We start from the raw sequence: 19,462 nt of genomic DNA on the forward strand, positions 1-19,462 counted from the left end.
CAATTTCCCCCTTCTCGCGGGGTGGAGCAGCCCGGTAGCTCGTCAGGCTCATAACCTGAAGGCCGCAGGTTCAAATCCTGCCCCCGCAACCATTACGCCGCATATACCATACGCCGCCCGGATAACCCCGTGGCGGCTTTTTTGTGTCTTTTTTTCGTGGCTTAGCCCTCGTTCAGGGTCTCTCATCGTGTCCCAGTCGAGGCCTCCCGATGCCAGGACGTCGATTTGCCTTTGGGGGTATTTTCGTGGGTATCATCCCAGCCTCGGCAGGAGATACCCCCATGGCCCTCAAGGAGCTCGAAGTCCGCTACGCCACCAAGCGGGCAAAAGACTATAAACTCACCGATGGCGAAGGCCTCTACCTTCTCGTCCGCCCCAACGGCTCCAAGCTGTGGCGGATGAAGTACCGGTTCGGCGGCAAGGAAAAGCTCTTGAGCTTTGGTGCCTATCCCGGCGTGTCGTTGGCGGAGGCGCGGCTGCGCCGCGCCAAGGCGCGCGTGGTACTGGGCGAGGGGGGTGATCCAGGGGCGGCCAGTAAGCCCAGGACCCAGATGACCTTTGAGGAAGCGGCGCGCAAATGGCATGGCCACCGCCTCGACGCGCTCGATGCCGGGCATGCCACGAGGCTGCTGACCCGACTCGAGCGTGACGCCTTTCCCGTGCTCGGCAAGCTGGGGTTGTCCGTCATCACTCCGGCCGATGTGCTGGCGATGGTGCGGCGGGTCGAGGCGCGCGGCGCGCTCGACGTCAGCCGCCGCCTCAAGCAGCATGTCAGCCAGGTCTACCGTTTTGCCATCGCCCATGACTGGGCCGAGCGTGATCCGGCCGAGCATCTCGGCCAACTGCTCAAGCCCAAACCGCGCACCCGGCATATGCCGCGTATTGGCCGCAGCGATGGGCTGGCGCAGATCCGGGCGATTGACGGCTATGATGGCGAGGAGACGCCGCGGCGTCGCGCGGTGACCCGCGCAGCGCTGCTATTCACGCTGCTGACCTGGGCGCGGACCAACGAGACGCGTCATGCCCGTTGGGCGGAGTTCGAGGATTTCGATGGGCCTGCGCCGCTGTGGCGGGTGCCAGCCGAGCGCATGAAGATGGCGCGCGAGCATGTCGTGCCGCTGGCGCCGGCGGTTGTCGCGCTGCTCAAGGACGTGCTGGTCTATAGCTCGCCGCACTATGTCTTTGCCGGGGAAAAGCCCGGCCAGCCCATCTCGCAGAACACGATGATCTATGCCTGCTACCGGATGGACTATCGCGGCCGCCAGACCGTGCACGGCTTTCGCGGGCTCGCCTCGACCTGGGTCAATGAGGCCGAATGCTATTAGGCCGACTGGATTGAGATGGCGCTCGCCCATGTCGAACGCGATGAGGTGAGGGGGGCCTATAACGTCGCGCTCTATCTTTCTCCGCGTCGGCGCATGCTCGAGGACTGGGCCCGGTTCATCCAAAGCCATCTGAACGCCGTGCCAGCAGTCGATGAGGCCTTGGGCCTAGTGGAGAGTGATAGGCAGGGCTGTCTTGAAGGCAGCCCTGCCTGACCAGTTATTCGCCCGACAGATGCGCCTGAGCGGCGCTCTTGGCGGCGCGGGCGCCCATGGGCTTGGCGGTCGTTGCCACCTTGGCACCCGGCTTGCGGCCGAGGCCGATCTTCTTGGCCATCGCCCGGCGGCTCTCCGAATAGCTCTCGGCGACCATCGGATAGTCGGCCTTGAGGTTATAGCGCTCGCGATATTCCTCCGGCGTCAGGCCGTTGGTCGCGAGGTGGCGGCGCAGCGTCTTGTAGGGCTTGCCGTCGATCATCGAGATGATGTGGTCCTTCGAGGCCAGCGACTTCCGCACCGACACCGCAGGCGTGTATTCGGTGGTGTCTACGGCATCCGTTGCCGCCGCCTCGCCGCCGCCGGCCAGCTTCAGGATGGCGCTGTGCATGCTGCCCAGAAAGGTCGGGACCTGCTCGGCATCGATGCGCGTGTTGGGATTGCCCAGCCAGGCAATGGTCAGTTCGGTCGCGAGTTCGACCGCATGCGCGGGATCGGTGATGGTTTCGTCAGCCATGGTTAATCCAGATGGGAGTGGCAGGAGTGTTAAACGCTGCGCGGTTCCGGAGAACCGTAAACGGCCATGTCACAGCATACGGTCTTGCAGCAGCAATAACGACGCGGCGTCAAGCAGTGATTTCTTTCGATAGACGGCAGATGTGTTTCATCATGTCCCCACGTAAAATGATGGCACAGAAATAGCCAAGCCGCTCAGAGGCGTACGTAGAAGAGGTGGGTGTCGACCTTTGCCACCTTGGTCATTGTGTCGCGCCAATACGGCACCATCCAGTCGGCATGATAGTGCGTGGCGCGGCCAACATCGGTGAAGACGTGGCCGGCAAGCGCTTCGCTTGCCACGCGTCGCGCCGCGGACCAGCCCAAATGTTTCGTGCGCCGCTTGATCGAGCCATCGCAGGTAAACGAGAATTGGCAGCCCGTGGTCCGGTCGAAACCTTGGTAGACGACGCCGCAAATGGTGCGCGGAAAGCCAGGGGCTCGCGCGCGGTTGAGAATGACCTGAATGACGGCGCGCTGGCCCCGCGGGTCATCACCCACTTCATAGAGGGCTGAGGTGGCCAAGCAGTCGACGGCTTGTGCGCGTTCGGCGGGGCCGCCACGAAAGCGATAGGGCGCTGAGCGGACACGCGCAGCAACGACGGGAACCCTGGCGTTCGAGGCGCGGGCCTGCGCCATCGTCATCCTCCCGGGCGGCTTCGTCTCCGGAGCAACGCCGACCTTATCTAGAAGGCCAGCAGCGATTGCGATGGCTGCCACGACGAAGAGCAGCAGCAACCAGCGCTCCGCGGCAACGTCGCGCCGTACCGGGCGGCTCCTGGAGGCATATGGGGTTCGTCGGGATGCCATCACCGACATGCTAGCGCAGCGCGCGGTGCAAGGCAGCGTCGATCGCGCTCGCTGCGCTTGATAACGTACCCAGGCTTCGGCGGGAGCGAACGCTGGCAGAGGAACGAGCTTGACCCATTCCACCAAGCCGCTGCACGGCAGTGGTGTTAACGGTGAGATAGTGAGGCAACTCCCGACCAAAATGTGTCGTTCGCGTTCACCCCGGCGAACGTCTGGTCTCAACGGTAGCTGCCGTTCGCACTGATTAGGTGTTCAGGCCCGGCATCTGATGGATCGGGTTGACTATGTACCGGTCCGGCTCTGACGTCCAGATTTTGCGATGTGCTCGTGGGGCGTGAGGCCGCTGAGCGTCTTCAGCCACGGGCGAAGCATAGGCGGCGATGAAGTCGGCGAGGTGCGTCCGCAGCTGGTCATGGCTGCCGTGGTGGAAGCGCTTGACGGTCGCCTCCTTGATCATCCGGTTCATCCGCTCGAACTGGCCGTTGGTCCACGGGTGGTTCGGTTTGGTGACCTACAAGGAGCGACGCTCCGCCGCACTAACTGAGTGGAAGTCGCTCGTCAGCTGAGCGGCGACATCATAGACCGAACTGCGGCGACCCGAGATCCGTCCGCCTTTGTTTGACAGTTCCCTCAGTAGCGATCCTCTTTCATCATCGCGCAACAGTCCTGCCGCCATTCCACAGCAGGACCGTCGACAGGGCATAGACGATGAAGAACCCGACATTGAGGACGGCGGCGAAGACCCATGGCCCGACCGGGGGCGGTAACGCCGCGCCGATAGCGGCGAGCAGCAGCGGCGCGACCGGGTTGAGGATCACCGCTGACCAGCGGGGATAACGGGTCCGGCGAGCCAGGATCGTCGCACATAGCAGTGCCATGCCGAGTCCAAGCGGGATCACCGCCAGAAACCATGCGGTCGATTGCATCCAGCTGAACTGCGCACCCAGTGTCAGCAGCGCTGGATGGGCAGCGGCGGGAAGCGTCGGGATCGTCTTGTACACCATGGCGGGGTAGTAAAAGGACGCATGGCCGAGCGGCGACCAGGCATTGGCGCAGAAGAGCAGCAAGAACGCGGCGAAGGGCAGGATGCCTCCGGCCGGTTTCACGCCTTGATACAGATGCCAGCTCCCGGCCAGATATAGCGGAATCGACAGGTCGGCGATCATCGCCCCCGCGGCGAGCCTTGGCTCGTCGAATGGCAGCATCCACGCCAGCGCCTTGAACGGAATGCGGTCGGCATAGTCGCGCAACAACAGCGGGAATTGATCGGGTGACGCCGTGCCGCCCACCAGCAGGACATCGCCGATCGCCCAGCAGATCGCACCGAGAATGCCGGCAATCCCGGCGGCCCGGATCGCAAAAAGGTTCATGTCGCGCTCCTATATCGTTGCAGTGGCAGGATCGGCCCAGACGCTGTCGCGCGGCCCAGCCACGGACCGCCGCCAGGCGGCGCGCGCCATCATGGCGAAACCGCTCGCGCCGAGAATCGCGACCAGGTCGACCAGTCGGCTCGCGCCGGCATGGCTCCAGCCTTGGGCCAGCACAGGCGACAATAGCGTGGTAAGCGGAATGGCGGCGGTCGCCGCCGCAGCTAGCCACAGCAACTCCGACCCGCTGCGCGCCGCACCGCGTACCAAGGCCCATATAACGGCGGCGACAAACACCAGATGATAGATGCGGCTATGCCATGCGGCGAGATCGCCCTCGTCGGCGGGAAGCCATTTGGCGGCAGCGATCGTCAGCGAGATGCCGGCGATACAGCCCAGCGGCACGCCTACCGTCAGGCTCCCCAAAACGCGGGTGGCGCGGGTCTGCGTCACTGCACCCGCCTTGCGCTCCTTGCGGCGGCGGCTCTCGATCCAGAGAAGATTGCCCGAGTAGAACAGGAACGCACCGGCCAGACCCAGCAGGAAATAGGACCAGCGCACGGGCGCGCCACCGAAGCTGCCGAAATGCAGCGTGAAGAACGATGTCACCGCCGCGAACCACGGCCCCTGACGCCCCGGCATATAGTCCGCCCCGGTTATCGCGCCGGTGCGGGTGTCGATCTCCGCCCGACCATAGGTCGGCGCACGCATCCCATAGCGGGGATCGACCCCGGTGATGTCGCCGTGCGCGCCGTTCTTCGCATCGTAACGATAAGTGATCGAGCGGAGCGCGAAGCCGGGCGCCTGCGTCTCGATGCGTCGCTGCAGTTCGGCGGGCGACAGCGTGCCGTGCACCGCTTCGAACGCTGGCGGCTTCGGTGGACCGGGCGGTGGCGGCGCTCGCCGCTCGACCTTGGCCGCACCGACCTGATGCACCGCGCCCTGAGCCTCGTAGATTTGGTCGTGAAAGGCGAAGATGACGGCGGTAATCGCCATCACGATGTGGAACGGCAGGCTGAACAACCCGAGCAGATTGTGCAGGTCGAGCCACATCCGCTTGACGTTCTTGCCGAAGCGCAGCGCGAACAGGTCCTTCACCAGACTGGGCAGCAGACAGATGACGCCGGAGATGATCGCCACGGCATAGAGCAGCGCAATCACGCCCATGACCGGCATTGCCGCGCTGCGACCGAGCGGGAGGCCGACCTTCTGGTGGAGTACATCGACGAACTCCGCGACCGGTGACGCGTCTTGCCGCACCACTTGTACCGTCCCATCGGGCGCCAGCGCGGCGAGGAAGGTCGGGCCCGGCGCGCGGCGGTTGCCGGTGGCCCAGCTCAGCCGCGCGGGCTCATCGGGCCCGGTTTCGAAATGCACCGTATAGGCCGCGCGCGCGTCGGGCCGCGCGCGCAACACTTTCTCGATCAACTCGGGCGTGCGATCGAGCGCCGGCGGGGTTGAGATGTTGGTCGGCGCGGACGCCCAGCGGTTCAGCGGCTCGGCGAACATCGTGATCGCCCCCGCATAGAAGGCGATGAACAGCGCCAGCCCCGCGATGATCCCGACCCAGCTATGCACGTCCTTATAGGTCTTTATGACATCGGTCCGCATCGGCGATCATCCGAGAAGAAGGCGAGTGGCGACGTAAAGCGCCCAGGCCAGCAGATTGGCGAACGCGAGCCAGCCCCATGCCCGCGCGCCGCTGCGGAACAGGAAACAGAGGCCGAGGATCGCGCACCAGATCGGTGACGCCAGCCACATGGCAAGCTGTCGCTGCGCGCTGAAGACATCATCGTCGGTCGCGCATAGCGCCGCGAAGGTGCAGGTCAGCGCCATGGTCAGGGTGAAGCCGAGAATGGTTGCGGCGGAGGCCTTGCCGAGCCAGTCGCGACTGGTGAGCGGCGCGCGGCTCATCGCACCGCCTCCCGCCGTAACCGCCACCAGCGGACGATGGCGGGCACGATGCTCCACACCAGCATTGTGCCGGTCGCCCAGGTGAAGACGGCGGTCGCCGGTCCTTCTATCGTCAGCAGCAGGACCAGCGCGATCAGCACGAGCAGCGCTCCGGCCATCCGATAAGGACGTCTGTCGACATGGTGACGTACCAACGCCTGATGCGGGGTACCGACATAGAGGCTCAATGCCCCACCGACCGTCGCAAACGCCGCGCACCACGCCACGATCATCGTTCCACTCCCGAGAAGGCGAAGCGGATCGCCGGAGCCATCGCCGCCAACATGGTCGTCCCGTGCGACTGACCCGGCAGTGACAGGAAATGCACCCGGCCAGGGTTCTCACCGCCATCCAGCGATCGGGCCAGTTCAGCCGGAGAGGCGGCGGCTCCGTCGCCTTCGGCGATCAGTATCCGGGGCGATCTCCTGGCGACCGCGGCCTCGTGCGCGATCAGACCATCACCGAACCACAGCGACGGACTGACCGCGACGACGCCACCGAACATCGCCGGTCGCGTCAGTGCCGCATGGAGAGCGAGCAGGCCGCCGAAACTATGCCCGAGCAACGTCTCCCGCGAGCGATCGACCCGCCAGCGCTGCCGGACCAGCGGCTGCACCTGCCGCTCGACGAAGTCGAGAAACGCTTCGGCCCCGCCCGTCGCCATGCCGCTGGCAGGCCGGTTCGCAGGGATCGTCCAGCCCGGCGTGGCGGGCGTATAGTCGCGGGTGCGGCGCGGCAAAGGCCCGGCCGCGATCCCGACGACGATGCCCTCGGATATGCCCGTCCGCGCACCGGCCCGCGCCAGCCGACGGGCAGTGAGCGCCGCGATCGCGAAATTGTCCTCGCCGTCCAGTACATACAGGACCGGGTAGCCAGCGGGCGGTGGAGGTCCCTCCGGCCAGGCGATCATGACGCGATAGGCCTCGCCGTTTTCGGCATGGACGACCTGCTCGACGCTGTTCGACAGCGTGTAAGGCGTCGCCGCCAAAGGCTCTTTCGTGACCGGCGCACCGGGCGCCCCCAAGGCGAGCATGATGGCCGCGAACATGCTCACCACCGGTATTGCAGTCGCAGGTTCAGCGTCCGCCCCGAACCATAGTAACAGGATGACGCCGACGAACAGAGCGCGACATAGCGATGATTGGTCAGGTTGCGTGCATTGACCGACAGGATGATGCCGCTGGCAAAGGCCTTGCGCAGGAACAGGTCGTATAAGGTGTAGCTGGGTACACGATACGCATTGGCGGTGTCGCCGTACGAGACGCCGACATAGCGCACCCCGCCGCCCAGTCCGACGCCGCCCAGCGGACCGTCCTCGGCAAAGCGATAGTCGGCGAACAGTGATCCCATCCATTCGGGCACCTGAGTCAGCCGGTTGCCCTGCTGCCCCGGCGCGGCGCGCGTGATCTCGCTATCCATATAGGTGCCGGTCGCGATCATGCTGAGCCCGCCTATCAGCGTCGCCTTGCCCTCCAGCTCGATCCCCCGGATGCGGCCCTGTCCGGTCTGGACCTGGCAGATCGTTCCCGCGCAGACATGGCTTTCGTCCGGGTCGGGACTGGCGAGGTTGTTCTGGGTGAGCTGGTATAGCGCGGCGGTGAGCAGCGCGTTGCTGCCGCGCGGCTGGTATTTGACGCCGACCTCATATTGCTCGCCGGTCGTCGGCTTGAACGGCGTGCCGTCGAAATACTGGCCGGTGGTCGGCTGGAACGAGGTGGAATAGCTGGCATAGGGCGCAAGGCCGCTTGGCGAGACCCAGGTCGCGCCCGCCCGCCATGTCAGTTTGTCCGCCTTGGTCAGCGTCACCGGATCGGTGCTGCCGGTCGCCAGTTCGTTGACCTGATGGTTCTTCGCCCAGTCATAGCGCGCACCCAGAGTGACATGAAGCTGGCCAAGCGTGATCTGGTCCTGGCCATAGGCGCCGACCTGCTCCAGTCGTGCATTCAGATGGACTTGCGGCGCAAGCGTCTGCAGCACTCTCCCGATGCCCTGCGACACGGGGTTGAAGATGTCGGGCATCGGCGGAACGTTCGTCGACAGGTCGCGCAGGTGCCGCCATTCGGTATCGAGCATGTCGACGCCGACCAGCACACGGTGCTCCAGCGCGCCAGTGTCGATGCGACCTTCGAGCCGCGTATCCAGGCCATAGCCATCGGAATGGCCGATGCCCTGTACCGCGCGACGATTGATCGTCTGCCCGTTGGCGAGCGTTCCCCCGCGCAGCACGGTTCCCCGGAACAGCGTCTCCACGCGGGTGTAGCGGCCATTCTGTCGCAGCTCGAGCCGACCGGAAAAGGCATGGCGCAATTCGTATCCGAGCAGATACTCGTTGCGATCATAGGTGTTGAATTGCGGCTCGCCCAGGAACGCGTCGAGGCGGATATGGCGGCCGCCCGCGCCCGGTTGCTGCGATCCGACATAGGGAAGGAACTGGAAAGTCGATCCGCCCTCGTCGCGCTGATACTGGCCCATGAGCGTGATGCTGGTGGCGGCATCGGGCACCCAGGAGAGGCTGGGCGCAATGTAATAGCGCCCGGTCTTGATATCATCGATCTGGGCATCGCCGTAGCGCGCAAGGCCGACGAGCCGCGCCCGGATCGTACCGTCGGCGGTGATCGGCCCCGACACGTCCGCCGCGCCCTGATATTGCCATTTGCCGAGGTTGGTGAATCCTGCCCCCTGCAGCATGATCTCCCCGCGCGGCTGCGCCGTCGGGCGCTTCGTCACCAGATTGACGATGCCGCCGGGCGCCACCTGCCCGAACAGCACCGCCGACGGGCCTTTCAGCACCTCGATCTGCTGGAGCGCAAAAGGATCGAAGGCGGTTCGCGTCCATTGCCCACCGGCAGGCAGGCGAATGCCGTCGAGGAACAGATTGTCGCTGAAGCTTCCCGCAGCAAAGCCGCGTACCGAAAAGCTGTCGGCGCGGCTGTCGATGCCGTCCTGCTCGGCCTGGACGCCGGCGGTATAGGCGAGCGCCTCGGTCACGCTGTGGACCGCGCGGACGTCCAGTTCCTCGCGCGTGATGACCGAGATCGACTGTGGCACCTCGATCAGCCGCGTGGCGGTCTTCGTGCCCGACGTCGCCTGGGTCTGTCCCGTCGCGGTCACGACGATATCCGTATCGCGCAACGCGTCGCCGTTATTCTCCTGCGCCGCCACCGGCGAAGCCGCCGACGACAGCAGCAATCCAAGGCCCCAATGTATCTTCATAGGTCTCCCGCCCCTGTCTCCGCCGTCCCCGACGGTGCCTTTCCTGAAAGATTTCGAGGGGCGTCTAATAGCACAAGATAATGCGAGTCAATCGCATCTGATAAGCAACTGCGATGACAGGGAAGTCTGATACAGCGCCCGCCTTGCTGAATCGCGACGCGACCGCCATTGCTTGACGGCTGCCTTGTGTCCGTTCCCTGCCGGAAGCCGTCCATCGCCGCCGAGCGCACGAATGACGGCTTTGTCCTACATCACGCCAGTTGGGGTAACAAAGCATCTTCGCGGTACAAGCGTCTCGGGGCGGCAGATTTTAGGTAATTTCTGAAACCAAGTTGGAACGCTGCGATGGTTCGCAAATGCGCTTATCCGGCGAAATGATGAACATAGGGTTGCGCAGCCAATCGTCGATCGCCGATGCCCGCCAGCCCACGCAGCGGGTGCTGAGCCGGATGTTCTTCGGAAAGGTGCCGTTGGCCATCTTGCGGTAGAGGGTGGATCGGCAAAGCCCGGTCTGGTCGAGGACGGCCTTCAAACGCAGGATGCGGTCGGGGTTGGTGGACATGACATCACCTCGCGGTTCTTGGGAAGGGAGCCGCCAAGGTCCTGCTTTTGCATGATTAGTAGTAGGGCTTCGCTGAGGTCCTGACGGCACTGTCGAGGGACATTCAGACAGTAGAGCGATGCCGTCTCCTGCGATGTCGCAGGACCGGGCTCTACGCCGCTGGCGCGGCGCCGAGCCGTGCCGTCTCGGCCCATGCGGGTTGCGATCCCTGACGGGTGACGGTGCGGCCTCCGCACCGTCAGCGGACAGCGCGGGGTGCCCCCACGCTGGCGTGACGCGCCGGGCGCGTCTGGCGAGGGTGACGCGCAACCCTTCCACGGCCAGAGCGGGTGCCACCTGATCCCACGTCGACGCGTCATCCGGCCAGCCATGGATGAGGAGCAGCGGCTGCCCCTCTTCCGCGCCGTAAAGCGACACCTCCATGTTGAGGTCGCCAGTGGTAATCATCGGCATTCGTCAGCCTCCTGGCGGTGCGACCTTTTGCGTGCGGTGGTGGACTCTGCCGTTCTATCAATGCTTTGGATGCGCCGACAGGACCACGGCCAGAACGGCCAGCGCACCGTTAATCTCCACGCCGACCTGCCAACGTTGAGTGTCCAAGGATCGCACGTCACCTTCGCCGGTCAGGCACGACCGCCAGCAGGCTCGTGGTAGGGGCAGCCGTTCACGCGAGCCCGGAAATCGGCGGAGCGTCGGTAGGTCCCCTCGAGGAAGCCGTGCGCCTTGGCGTGGACCGAACGGACCGCATGACCGTAATCCTCCGCCGTCGTCTCGAGGATCTTGTCGAACGTCTCGTTGAGCTTCGTGATCGTCTCGGCTTCGTCGGGTTTCACATCCTCGGCGTCGGGAGAATAAAGGACGGGGGTTTGGGTCATGGTCGGTGGTCCTCTCCAGCAAGGAGGCGGCGGCTCGGTGCCGCCGCCGTCACGTTCAGCGGCGGGATGCAGGCGCTTCGAACGCCGTCTTCAGCCGTGCGACTGCGAGATCGTTCGCCTGCCTGGCGCCGTTCACGACCTTGGCCATGCCAAAGAACTCATGCGTCACGCCGGGGAAGGTCTTCTGCTCGACCTTGTCACCGGCCGCCCGCATCGCCGCCGCCAGGGTCTCGCCATCCGAGCGCAGCGGATCGATCTGCGCGTTGATGATCGTCGTCGGCGGCAGACCACGCAGGTTGGCGGCGACCAGGTTGAGACGCGGATCCTGCGCATCGGCGTTGCTCGTCTGATAGTAGTAGCCGAACCACGGCAGCATCGCGGTGTTCAGCGGCTTCGCGTTCGCCGAATCCTTCCGCGAGGGCAGCGTCATGCTGCTGTTCGCGATCGGATAGACCGAGACGATGTGTCGCGGCACCGTCAGGCCGTTGTCACGCGCGTAGATCGCGGTCGCGATCGCAAGGTTGCCGCCGGCGCTCTCGCCGACTGTCGCGATCCGTGCGGAGTCGCCACCCCAGCTTGCCGCATTCTGCAGCGTCCAGCGATAGGCCGCGGCCGCATCGTCATGCTGCGCGGGGAACTTGAATTCGGGTGCATGGCGGTATTCGACCGAAACGACGATCGCGTTGAGCGCCTTGGCCATGGCCCGCGGCGCGGCATCGTAGGTGTTGACGTCGGCGATGACCCAGCCGCCGCCGTGATAGTAGACGATGACCGGCATCGGCTTGCCACCTGCGGGCGCACCGGTAGGCTTGTAGATGCGTGCGAACTGCTTGGGGGCGCTGCCGTACGGCAGGTCCTGCGTCGTCACCGACGGATCGGGCGCGGTCGACATACCCTTCTTCTGCATCGCCGCCTTGGCGCCGTCTGCGGCCGACGGCTGCATGCGAGCTTCCACAGGCGTGAGCGTCTCGATCGGCTTGCCGCCGAGCGACGCGAGCGCGTCTAGGACCGACTGCATTTCGGGTGCGGCCTTTGGGGGCTGCACGGATGTCGCGGGCGGCGGTGGCGGGGGAGGGGCGGTAATCGAGCGGGCTGACTGAGCCAGAGCTGGAACGCCTGCGATCACGGTCGACGCAGCGATCAGCATGGAAATGGTTCTGCGCAAATATCCCTCCCGTAACTATCCGTTTCACAACCATCGGGCGACCTTCAGCGTTTCGGTACGAAAGTAGACCCAAGCGTTTGGGCAGTGAGGTTGGGCAGTATGGGCGGCGGCATGGATGATCGGGCTTCGACGGCGGATGGTACGCACAGGCCAAATGCACTGCCGTGTGAGGCGAATGCACTGTTGCGTCTTTGGACGACGCTGACCGTGCCGCCCTTGCGCCGCATCTGGAACTGGTGCCGTTCCACAACGGCGACATGATTGCGCGCGCCGGCGATGCGGCTGACAGCATCTGCTTCCCGTTGACCGGGATCGCCGCGATACTTGACTCGCTTGAGGGTGACCGCCGCTACGCGGTCGCGCTGTTCGGGAATGAGGGGTTTATCGGTTGGCAGTTGCTGCTCGGCAACGGGCGCTGGTCGCATGACGTGGTGATGAGGGCCGAACACGGCACGGCGATGAGGCTATCGGCCGCAGCGTTGCACGGGATACTCGCCGAACGTCCCACGATCCGAACCGTCCTGCTCCGTTTCGTCGACGTGGTCATGACCCAGATGTCCAAGACGATCGTTTCGTCGCTCGCGCATTCGACTGAACGGCGGATGGCGCGATGGATTCTTCTCTACCACGACCGAGTACGCGAGGACGACATCTGCATGACGCATGAGGAGTTCAGGCTAATGCTCGGCGTCCGTCGCAGCAGCGTGACCGACGCACTCCACAAGCTTGAAGAGGATGAGGCTGTCCGCTCCGTACGCAGGCGCGTCATCGTGCGTGATAGGGAGCGGCTGCTGCGGCTTGCTGGCGACACCTATGGGTTCGCTGAGGCGGAATACCGACGCTTACTCAGCCTCTGATCCTATAGATTTGTGGACGATGGCGCCTGGGGCGACCTCAGTGGCTGCTTGCACAGTCCTCATCGCCAGCGGTTCGTCCTTAGAATTGGATGAGCAGTAGCGATTGAGATGAACGAATGACCGCAGCTGGGGAGCGATAAATATGTCGCGAACGGCCGGGATTGGATCGTCTTGCCAGCCTCAGCCGATCCCAGTAGTCCGCAGCACCGGTCGCCACCCAGGCCATCGTCACAGCGCCATGGCGGCTGCTGGCGCAGCGTGGAGCCGTTCGATGTCGGCACGTGGAGGCGCACCGAATAGTCGCCTGTATTCGCGGCTGAATTGCGATGGGCTCTCATAGCCGACAGCAAAGCCTGCCGTGCTCGCCGTGGCACCCTCGGACAGCATCAGGCGTCTGGCCTCCTGCAACCGCAGCTGCTTCTGATATTCCAGCGGCGTCATGCCGGTGATCGCCTTGAAGTGTGCGTGAAGAGAGGAGGAACTCATCCCGGCCTCGGTTGCGACGTCGTCGATGCGGATCGGCGCATCGAAACGGCGGCGGATGGCGGCGATCGCGCGGCTGACCTGATTGAGATGGCTGCCAGCGGTCGCAACGTGACGAAGCATCGGACCGTGCGGTCCGGTGAGCAGACGATAGAGGATCTCGCGCTCGATCAGCGGCGCTAACGCGCGGATCGTGTCGGGTCGGTCGAGCAGCCCGACCAGCCGGCATGCCGCGTCAATCAGGTCGGGATTGCCGGGGTAGACGCCGAGCACCGGCAAATCCGTACGGGCCACCCCGCCGCCTTCGCTCGCCATGAGATCGGCCAGCATCGCGGCATCGAGATCGATCTTGCAGCAGAGATAGGGTCGCTCGGGACTTGCATCGAGCACATGGCCGACCAACGGCAAGTCGACCGAGACCAAGAGGTAATGAGCCGCATCATAGACGACGCTGTGCTCGCCGATCGACACCCGTTTCGACCCCTGGGCTATTATGCAAAGGGAGGCCTCGTAGACGGCAGGCGTGGGGGTGCTCGGCGCGTCGGCTCGGATCAGCGACACATGCGGCATCGCCGTGTTGCAAATGCCTGTGTCCACGACGTGTCGATCGATGAGGGCGGAGAGTTCGGCGATCCGGTCCATGGTGACGATCCTTCCTGACTCGCGCGTCATGGGCAAGCACCCGGCGCTAATTCTGGAGGATCGTGCAAGCCATTCGGGCGATCGCTCTACCGCCCGACACGGGCGATAGACCATCTGCGTCCCGTCACCACAACGGAAGGACCCCATCATGGCAGGAAATATCGACAAGGTCGTCCTCATCACTGGCGCGTCGAGCGGGATTGGCGAGGCAACTGCGCGCGAACTGGCTGAGACCGGCGCCCGGCTGTTCATCGGCGCGCGTCGCGGAGAGCGTCTGAAGGCACTGGCGGAGAAACTGGGCGAGGCCGTCGCCTGGCGCGAACTCGACGTCACCGACGGCGCCGATTTCGACGCGTTCGTGGAGGCCGCTGAAGCGCGCTTCGGACGTGTTGACGTGCTGGTCAACAATGCGGGTGTGATGCCGCTTTCGCCGCTGGCTGCGAATGGAAGCGGATGGTCGACGTCAACATCCACGGCGTCCTTAACGGCATCGCCGCGGTCCTGCCGCGGTTCGTGGCTCAGCGAAGCGGCCATGTCGTCAATGTCGCCTCGGTCGCCGCGCACATGGTGATGCCGACCGCCGCGGTTTATTGCGCCACCAAACATGCCGTACGCGCCATCACTGAAGGGCTGCGGCAGGAGCATGACGAGGTCCGTTCGACGTTAATCACGCCGGGCGTAGTCGCCACCGAACTGGGTCATGATATCACCGATCCTGAGGTTGCGGTGGCCCTGACCGGATGGCGCAAGAAGTCGCTGACGCCGGATGCGATCGCGCGAGCCGTTCGCTATGCCATCGAGCAGCCGGATGGTGTCGACATCAATGAGGTGATCGTTCGCCCGACCGCAGCGGACATGTGATTGCTTGGGCGTGCCGGTGCCGAAGCGGGGACGCCCAAACGACGGGTTCGTACACATTGACGAGCGCTGAGATCAGGTAGCCAGGAGGGGATCGAAACGACTGGGGTTCGGTCATGATCGCATAGGAGGGCATTGCGACCGTCAACGCGCCACCAGCATCTCTTCCAGATCGGTTCAACCGACCATGAATGCGGCCGAACGCCGGACCGTAACGGCAGCTTGTCCGTTCAGCGTTTCTGATCTTGCACTGCTTGATGGATATCGCCGACCATGCCCGACCATTCCGCATCGCCCATATTGCAGCCCGTCCAGATCGGTGACCTGTCGCTGCGCAACCGCATCGTCATGGCGCCGTTGACGCGCAGCCGTTCGGACGACGACGGGCTTCCGCCCGCTTTCGCCGCAGACTATTACGCACAGCGCGCTGGCGCTGGGATCATAATAAGCGAGGCGACCAACATCTCGCCACAGGCAGTCGGCTACGCGCTGACACCGGGCATCTGGAACGACCAGCAAATCGAGGCATGGCGCCCGATCGTGCAGGCTGTCCATGATCGCGGCGGCGTGATGTTTCTTCAATTGTGGCATACTGGCCGCATCTCACATCCGGACCTACAGGGCGGAGAGCCGCCAGTCGCGCCATCTGCGATCAAGCCGGTCGGACAGGCTTTCACCAAAGAAGGGATGAAGGACCACGTCACGCCGCGCGCGCTCGAAACCGACGAGATTCTTGGCATCGTCGAGGATTATCGCCGCGCCGCCACCAACGCCAAGGCGGCAGGGTTCGATGGAGTCGAAGTCCATTCGGCGAACAACTATCTGCTTGAACAGTTCGTACGCGACAGCACCAACCGGCGAACCGACCGCTATGGCGGGTCAATCGAAAACCGTCTGCGCTTCCCCCTCAAGGTCGTCGACGCGGTCGTCGGCGTTTGGGGCGCAGAGCGTGTCGGCATCCGGTTGTCGCCAGCAACGACAATGCCCGGCGAGACGCCGATCGACAGCACCGTGATGGAAACCTTCGGCACCTATACTGATGCGCTGTCTCAGCGCGGCCTGCTCTATGTCCACGACATCGAGGGCGTGACGCAGCAGACACGTGACGCAGATGGCGTCGACTTTGCTGCGCTGCGCAAGCGCTTTAAAGGGGCTTATATCGCGAACAACCAGTACACGCTCAAGCTGGCCGAGGAGGTTCTTGAGTGTGGCGATGCTGACCTGTTCAGCATGGGGCGGCCCTTCATTGCCAACCCCGATCTCGTTGATCGCCTGCGCACAGGTGCGCCGCTTGCAGAGGCGCCAAAAGAATATTGGTATGGCGGCGGGTCGGTCGGCTATTCGGACTGGCCGACGATGCGCGGAAACCCGGATCGCGGCTGAGCCAGCCCCCCACATCAGAGCCAGCCGTAGGATCGAGCTCATACCGCAGGTTAATCGCGATGAGGACTCCGGGGGTCGGTGAGCGGGGTCGGGGTTGTGGCCACTGTCGGCGCAGGGGCGATCGCAAGTCCAGCCGCCGCGCCGACAGAGCTGCCATTGGCGCTGCTTCTCTAAATTTTTCCTCGGGAAGCTGCCGTGTGGTTCGCCGGGGAAAGCGCATATGACGCACTCCCCGCTTCGGACATTAATGGGGGTCCGAAGTTGGAGCTCCGAAGGTGACACCTGAATGTCCGGGATTGGGTCATCGCCGTGGAAGGGCGGGGTGGCCGCTCTAGCTAAAAACAGACGCTCAGGGATTTGGCGTGAGCGGACGTTTAGAGCCGTGCCCTCAGCCCCTTGCTTAGCAAAAAAAAGGGCCGGCGCAGGCCGACCCGAAGGCATTAGGAGAGGATGCCTGAAAGGCGTTGCCATGCTGCAACTGCGAACAGCATTGTGCAAGCGCAAAGCGCGCCGAGGCGGAGGTTTTTTACTCCGATGCCGCAGCCTCCGCTTTTCCCAAAGGCGAATGGCTAGCTCGACCTACCTTCGGCGCTCCGTGGCTGAGCCAAGCCTTCGCTGCCATGAAATATTTACATGAACGAATGTCGGAAATCGGGAAGCGGGTAGGGGGCGCTCGATGACCGCGACTGGGTCGTAGTTCGGCCGAATCCTATCATCATCTCGGTGGCGCACATTCATCACTGATGCCCGCCGCAAGCTTTCACATCTGCTCAAAACGTCGCGCTACATGAAGCCTGTTGCGTGCTACGGTGCAGTGATAAATCCCGAAAAATTGCCTCAATGCTGGGCGTTACTGGACGGTAAGGCGGCTAATTGCGGCGGATTCTCGTCCAGCAGATTACGCGTGAAATAGTCGCGGAATTTTCTCCAGAAGAAGGGCTGATAGACCGAATGGCGTGTGTTCGGTAGGATCACCAAGTCAACATCGCGGCCCGCATCAATGATCGCCTTGGCCAACCTAAGGCTTTCGGTTACGGGCACATTGTCGTCGATATCGCCGTGAACGAGCAGCAGCTTGCCCCGCAACTGTCCTGCCACCGCCATATTGGAATTGCGTTCCCAGGTAGCGTTGTCGGCATTACCCATTGATGCCTCCGGCCACCATGCCTTGTCGAGCCGCAGGTCGTGATTGCCCGACCAGGCAAGTCCGACCGTGAAGAATTCCGGCCGCCGCAACATGAAGCGCGCTGCGTCATAGCCGCCCGCCGAACCGCCATAAACGCCGACCCGGCTCGCATCGATAGAGGGATATCGTGCCGCCATTTGGCGGATCATCGCGATATGATCGTCCAGCCCGACCTCGCCCAGATTCTGGTAGGACGGCGCGCGAAACGCCTTGCCCCGCCGGGACGTGCCGCGCCCGTCGATCATGACCACCACGGCCCCGATCTGCGCCACGCTGGACGAGCTGGCGGAGATCGTGTCGCGCCAGCCGACCGGGACCTGGGTGGTCGTTGGGCCGGTATAGACATTGTCGATCACCGGATAACGCTGGTTCGGATCGAAGCCGATCGGGCGGTAGATCATGGCGCGCAGCGGCGTGACGCCATCCGCCGCGACACCGTAGAAGGGCTCAGTTGCCTGATAGCCAATCGCCCGCAGCGCGCTGTTGTCCGCCTTGCCCAGCTCCGCGACGATCCGGCCGTCGGCAGCATCGCGCAGGACGGTCCGGGTCGGCTGGGTCGGGCTGGACATCGCATCGACGAACCAGCGGCCGTCTTCCGACACCGTGACCTCGTGGTCGAGCGGCTCGGGCGTCAGCAGCCGGGGGGGCTCGCCGTCCATCGTCACGCGGTAGAGCGCGCGGTAATAACGGTCCCGGTCCGCCTCCCGCCCGACGCCGGTCAGCAGGATCGTCCGCGAGGGGGCATCGACATGCTCGATCCCCGTTACTTCCCATGCGCCACGGGTGAGGGGATAGCCCTGGCCCGGCGCATCCGGACGCACAAGATAAAGCTGCGCCCAACCGCTGCGCTCCGACACGTCCAGTTCGCCGCCGAGCGCTGGCGCTGCCCGGAAGAAGCTGGATGTCACGAAGACGAGCGGATCGCCTTTCTCCCGCGCGACCATTTTTGCCGCGCCCGTGACCGGATCGGCATTGTAGACGCGCAGTTCGCCATAGCCGCGCTGAGTCCAGACCGACCGGACATGATCCCCCTCCCAATAAAAGTCGGGATCCTGCGGATAGAGGATCGATTCCGATGGAATATCGAGCATCACTGGCTTGGCATGGCGATGGCGAACCGCCTGCTCGACATCGAACACCAGTCGTTGCGCCCGAGGCAGCTTCGTGCCGCCCGCCAGCGGATAGATGTAATGGAAGGATCGCGGATAGAGGCTGCCCGGCGGGTTGGCCTGCGTGATTGACAGGCGCGGCACGTCGCGCGTGTCGAGCCGCCACGTCGCGATCCGGCGGCTGTCGGCCGACCATTTGACCGAGACCGGCATGGGCGGCTCCTCGCTGCCGGCCTTCAATATGTCGGGCAGCAGCGCTATGCCGCGGCCGTAGGGCTGGTTGCGGGTGCCGTCGCTGGTAAGCCGTACCTCTCGTCCCGATTTCCGCTCGCGCGCATGCAGGTCGTAGCCGTGCGCGACGACCTCGAACCGGCCATCGGGCGAGACGACGCCTTCCCCGTCCGGCGGTCCCTTGGCGGCCTCGGTCAGCGTTCCGTCGGGGCCGAGCGTCCAGCGGCGATCCATTTCGGTGAAGCTGAGCACACCGGTCGCGGTATCGAAGGCGGGCTGTTCGACCGATAGCGCCAGCGGGTCGACCGGCATGCTGATCCTCGCCGCCAGCAACGTCGCCAGTCGCGCCTCGTCGATGATCTCGCGTCCGGCCCGACTGCCCAGATCGAGATAGCGCAGCATGCGATGGCCCTGAATACCGGTCCGGTAGAGCACGCCCTTGTCGCCCTCGGTAAACACCGCCCGCAGGGAGGCATTGGGGAGCAGGGTCGCCAGTTGCGGCCAGAGCAGCCGATCGGCACGGGCATAGCGGTCGGCGATGGGCACGGCGGGAGGACGTGCGGCTGCTGCTGCCACCCCGGGCGACGGTTGACCCTGTGACCACACCGGGCCCGTGGGCAGCACCAGCGACAGCGCCATGGATAGTCCGAATGCGCGAGAATCCCGTCCGGCTTT

General features: G+C 64.4%; 16 protein-coding genes, 1 tRNA gene and 2 pseudogenes. 5 read left to right on the forward strand and 14 right to left on the reverse strand.

The window, feature by feature from the left end; genetic code table 11:
- Nucleotides 1-15: 15 nt before the first annotated feature.
- Both SOM26_RS17325 and SOM26_RS17330 read left to right on the forward strand, forming a co-directional pair.
- Nucleotides 16-92: transfer RNA gene (locus SOM26_RS17325), tRNA-Met, on the forward strand.
- A gap of 189 nt (nucleotides 93-281) precedes the next feature.
- A complete protein-coding gene (locus SOM26_RS17330; RefSeq protein WP_320453958.1) occupies nucleotides 282-1,325 on the forward strand; it encodes a tyrosine-type recombinase/integrase in 1,044 nt (347 codons plus the stop codon).
- Nucleotides 1,326-1,542: 217 nt separating this feature from the next.
- Here the strand turns inward: SOM26_RS17330 and SOM26_RS17335 are convergent, their stop codons facing one another.
- From SOM26_RS17335 to SOM26_RS17390, 12 genes and pseudogenes are all read right to left on the reverse strand, one after another.
- A complete protein-coding gene (locus SOM26_RS17335) occupies nucleotides 1,543-2,055 on the reverse strand; it encodes a Ros/MucR family transcriptional regulator (RefSeq protein WP_320453959.1) in 513 nt (170 codons plus the stop codon).
- 194 nt (nucleotides 2,056-2,249) lie between these two features.
- Nucleotides 2,250-2,831, reverse strand: coding sequence for a cell wall hydrolase (locus SOM26_RS17340; RefSeq protein ID WP_320453960.1), 582 nt, complete (start codon nucleotides 2,829-2,831; stop codon nucleotides 2,250-2,252).
- 316 nt (nucleotides 2,832-3,147) lie between these two features.
- Nucleotides 3,148-3,399: pseudogene (locus tag SOM26_RS17345) on the reverse strand (IS481 family transposase); the annotation flags it as partial.
- A gap of 154 nt (nucleotides 3,400-3,553) precedes the next feature.
- Nucleotides 3,554-4,273 (reverse strand): DUF6796 family protein, encoded by a 720-nt coding sequence (locus SOM26_RS17350; protein ID WP_320453961.1) that lies wholly within the window; start codon nucleotides 4,271-4,273, stop codon nucleotides 3,554-3,556.
- Nucleotides 4,274-4,282: 9 nt separating this feature from the next.
- Nucleotides 4,283-5,881 (reverse strand): PepSY-associated TM helix domain-containing protein, encoded by a 1,599-nt coding sequence (locus tag SOM26_RS17355; RefSeq protein ID WP_320453962.1) that lies wholly within the window; start codon nucleotides 5,879-5,881, stop codon nucleotides 4,283-4,285.
- 6 nt (nucleotides 5,882-5,887) lie between these two features.
- Nucleotides 5,888-6,184 (reverse strand): hypothetical protein, encoded by a 297-nt coding sequence (locus tag SOM26_RS17360; RefSeq protein WP_320453963.1) that lies wholly within the window; start codon nucleotides 6,182-6,184, stop codon nucleotides 5,888-5,890.
- Nucleotides 6,181-6,456, reverse strand: coding sequence for a hypothetical protein (locus tag SOM26_RS17365; RefSeq protein ID WP_320453964.1), 276 nt, complete (start codon nucleotides 6,454-6,456; stop codon nucleotides 6,181-6,183). Before SOM26_RS17365 ends, SOM26_RS17360 begins: the two co-directional genes overlap by 4 nt.
- Complete coding sequence (locus tag SOM26_RS17370; protein ID WP_320453965.1) at nucleotides 6,453-7,271, reverse strand: alpha/beta hydrolase; 819 nt, start codon at nucleotides 7,269-7,271, stop codon at nucleotides 6,453-6,455. The genes SOM26_RS17365 and SOM26_RS17370 overlap by 4 nt, the downstream gene beginning before the upstream one ends.
- Nucleotides 7,272-7,273: 2 nt before the next feature.
- Complete coding sequence (locus SOM26_RS17375) at nucleotides 7,274-9,436, reverse strand: TonB-dependent siderophore receptor (protein ID WP_320453966.1); 2,163 nt, start codon at nucleotides 9,434-9,436, stop codon at nucleotides 7,274-7,276.
- A gap of 310 nt (nucleotides 9,437-9,746) precedes the next feature.
- Nucleotides 9,747-9,998, reverse strand: a complete 252-nt coding sequence (locus tag SOM26_RS17380; RefSeq protein ID WP_320453967.1) for a helix-turn-helix transcriptional regulator — start codon at nucleotides 9,996-9,998, stop codon at nucleotides 9,747-9,749.
- 623 nt (nucleotides 9,999-10,621) lie between these two features.
- Nucleotides 10,622-10,873 (reverse strand): hypothetical protein, encoded by a 252-nt coding sequence (locus SOM26_RS17385; protein WP_320453968.1) that lies wholly within the window; start codon nucleotides 10,871-10,873, stop codon nucleotides 10,622-10,624.
- 55 nt (nucleotides 10,874-10,928) lie between these two features.
- On the reverse strand, nucleotides 10,929-12,020 hold the full coding sequence (locus SOM26_RS17390; protein WP_320453969.1) for an alpha/beta hydrolase: 1,092 nt from the start codon (nucleotides 12,018-12,020) through the stop codon (nucleotides 10,929-10,931).
- Between the two features lie 209 nt (nucleotides 12,021-12,229).
- Here SOM26_RS17390 and SOM26_RS17395 point away from each other — a divergent pair, with 209 nt between their 5' ends.
- The gene (locus SOM26_RS17395) at nucleotides 12,230-12,895 is read left to right on the forward strand and encodes a Crp/Fnr family transcriptional regulator (protein ID WP_320453970.1); all 666 of its coding nucleotides are present in this window, start codon (nucleotides 12,230-12,232) and stop codon (nucleotides 12,893-12,895) included.
- 228 nt (nucleotides 12,896-13,123) lie between these two features.
- On the opposite strand, the gene SOM26_RS17400 is transcribed toward SOM26_RS17395, so the two are convergent.
- Nucleotides 13,124-14,020: an AraC family transcriptional regulator gene (locus SOM26_RS17400; protein ID WP_320453971.1), complete on the reverse strand. Its 897-nt coding sequence runs from the start codon at nucleotides 14,018-14,020 to the stop codon at nucleotides 13,124-13,126.
- A gap of 148 nt (nucleotides 14,021-14,168) precedes the next feature.
- Between SOM26_RS17400 and SOM26_RS17405 the strand changes: the two are divergent.
- Together SOM26_RS17405 and SOM26_RS17410 are read left to right on the forward strand one after the other, a co-directional pair.
- Nucleotides 14,169-14,881: pseudogene (locus SOM26_RS17405) on the forward strand (SDR family oxidoreductase).
- A 270-nt stretch (nucleotides 14,882-15,151) separates the two neighbouring features.
- The gene (locus SOM26_RS17410; protein WP_320453972.1) at nucleotides 15,152-16,261 is read left to right on the forward strand and encodes an alkene reductase; all 1,110 of its coding nucleotides are present in this window, start codon (nucleotides 15,152-15,154) and stop codon (nucleotides 16,259-16,261) included.
- A gap of 837 nt (nucleotides 16,262-17,098) precedes the next feature.
- Here the strand turns inward: SOM26_RS17410 and SOM26_RS17415 are convergent.
- A complete protein-coding gene (locus SOM26_RS17415; protein WP_320453973.1) occupies nucleotides 17,099-19,426 on the reverse strand; it encodes a S9 family peptidase in 2,328 nt (775 codons plus the stop codon).
- Nucleotides 19,427-19,462 lie beyond the last annotated feature (36 nt).

The organism is Sphingomonas sp. CFBP8993, from assembly GCF_034044895.1.
In the GTDB taxonomy this organism is placed as follows: domain Bacteria; phylum Pseudomonadota; class Alphaproteobacteria; order Sphingomonadales; family Sphingomonadaceae; genus Sphingomonas.

What these genes read in the sequence shown, in the direction of transcription:
- SOM26_RS17330 (WP_320453958.1), top strand. Translation starts at nt 282, where the DNA reads ATGGCCCTCAAGGAGCTCGAAGTCCGCTACGCCACCAAGCGGGCAAAA.
- SOM26_RS17335 (WP_320453959.1), bottom strand. Translation starts at nt 2,055, where the DNA reads ATGGCTGACGAAACCATCACCGATCCCGCGCATGCGGTCGAACTCGCG.
- SOM26_RS17350 (WP_320453961.1), bottom strand. Translation starts at nt 4,273, where the DNA reads ATGAACCTTTTTGCGATCCGGGCCGCCGGGATTGCCGGCATTCTCGGT.
- SOM26_RS17355 (WP_320453962.1), bottom strand. Translation starts at nt 5,881, where the DNA reads ATGCGGACCGATGTCATAAAGACCTATAAGGACGTGCATAGCTGGGTC.
- SOM26_RS17360 (WP_320453963.1), bottom strand. Translation starts at nt 6,184, where the DNA reads ATGAGCCGCGCGCCGCTCACCAGTCGCGACTGGCTCGGCAAGGCCTCC.
- SOM26_RS17365 (WP_320453964.1), bottom strand. Translation starts at nt 6,456, where the DNA reads ATGATCGTGGCGTGGTGCGCGGCGTTTGCGACGGTCGGTGGGGCATTG.
- SOM26_RS17370 (WP_320453965.1), bottom strand. Translation starts at nt 7,271, where the DNA reads ATGTTCGCGGCCATCATGCTCGCCTTGGGGGCGCCCGGTGCGCCGGTC.
- SOM26_RS17375 (WP_320453966.1), bottom strand. Translation starts at nt 9,436, where the DNA reads ATGAAGATACATTGGGGCCTTGGATTGCTGCTGTCGTCGGCGGCTTCG.
- SOM26_RS17380 (WP_320453967.1), bottom strand. Translation starts at nt 9,998, where the DNA reads ATGTCCACCAACCCCGACCGCATCCTGCGTTTGAAGGCCGTCCTCGAC.
- SOM26_RS17385 (WP_320453968.1), bottom strand. Translation starts at nt 10,873, where the DNA reads ATGACCCAAACCCCCGTCCTTTATTCTCCCGACGCCGAGGATGTGAAA.
- SOM26_RS17390 (WP_320453969.1), bottom strand. Translation starts at nt 12,020, where the DNA reads ATGCTGATCGCTGCGTCGACCGTGATCGCAGGCGTTCCAGCTCTGGCT.
- SOM26_RS17400 (WP_320453971.1), bottom strand. Translation starts at nt 14,020, where the DNA reads ATGGACCGGATCGCCGAACTCTCCGCCCTCATCGATCGACACGTCGTG.
- SOM26_RS17410 (WP_320453972.1), top strand. Translation starts at nt 15,152, where the DNA reads ATGCCCGACCATTCCGCATCGCCCATATTGCAGCCCGTCCAGATCGGT.
- SOM26_RS17415 (WP_320453973.1), bottom strand. Translation starts at nt 19,426, where the DNA reads ATGGCGCTGTCGCTGGTGCTGCCCACGGGCCCGGTGTGGTCACAGGGT.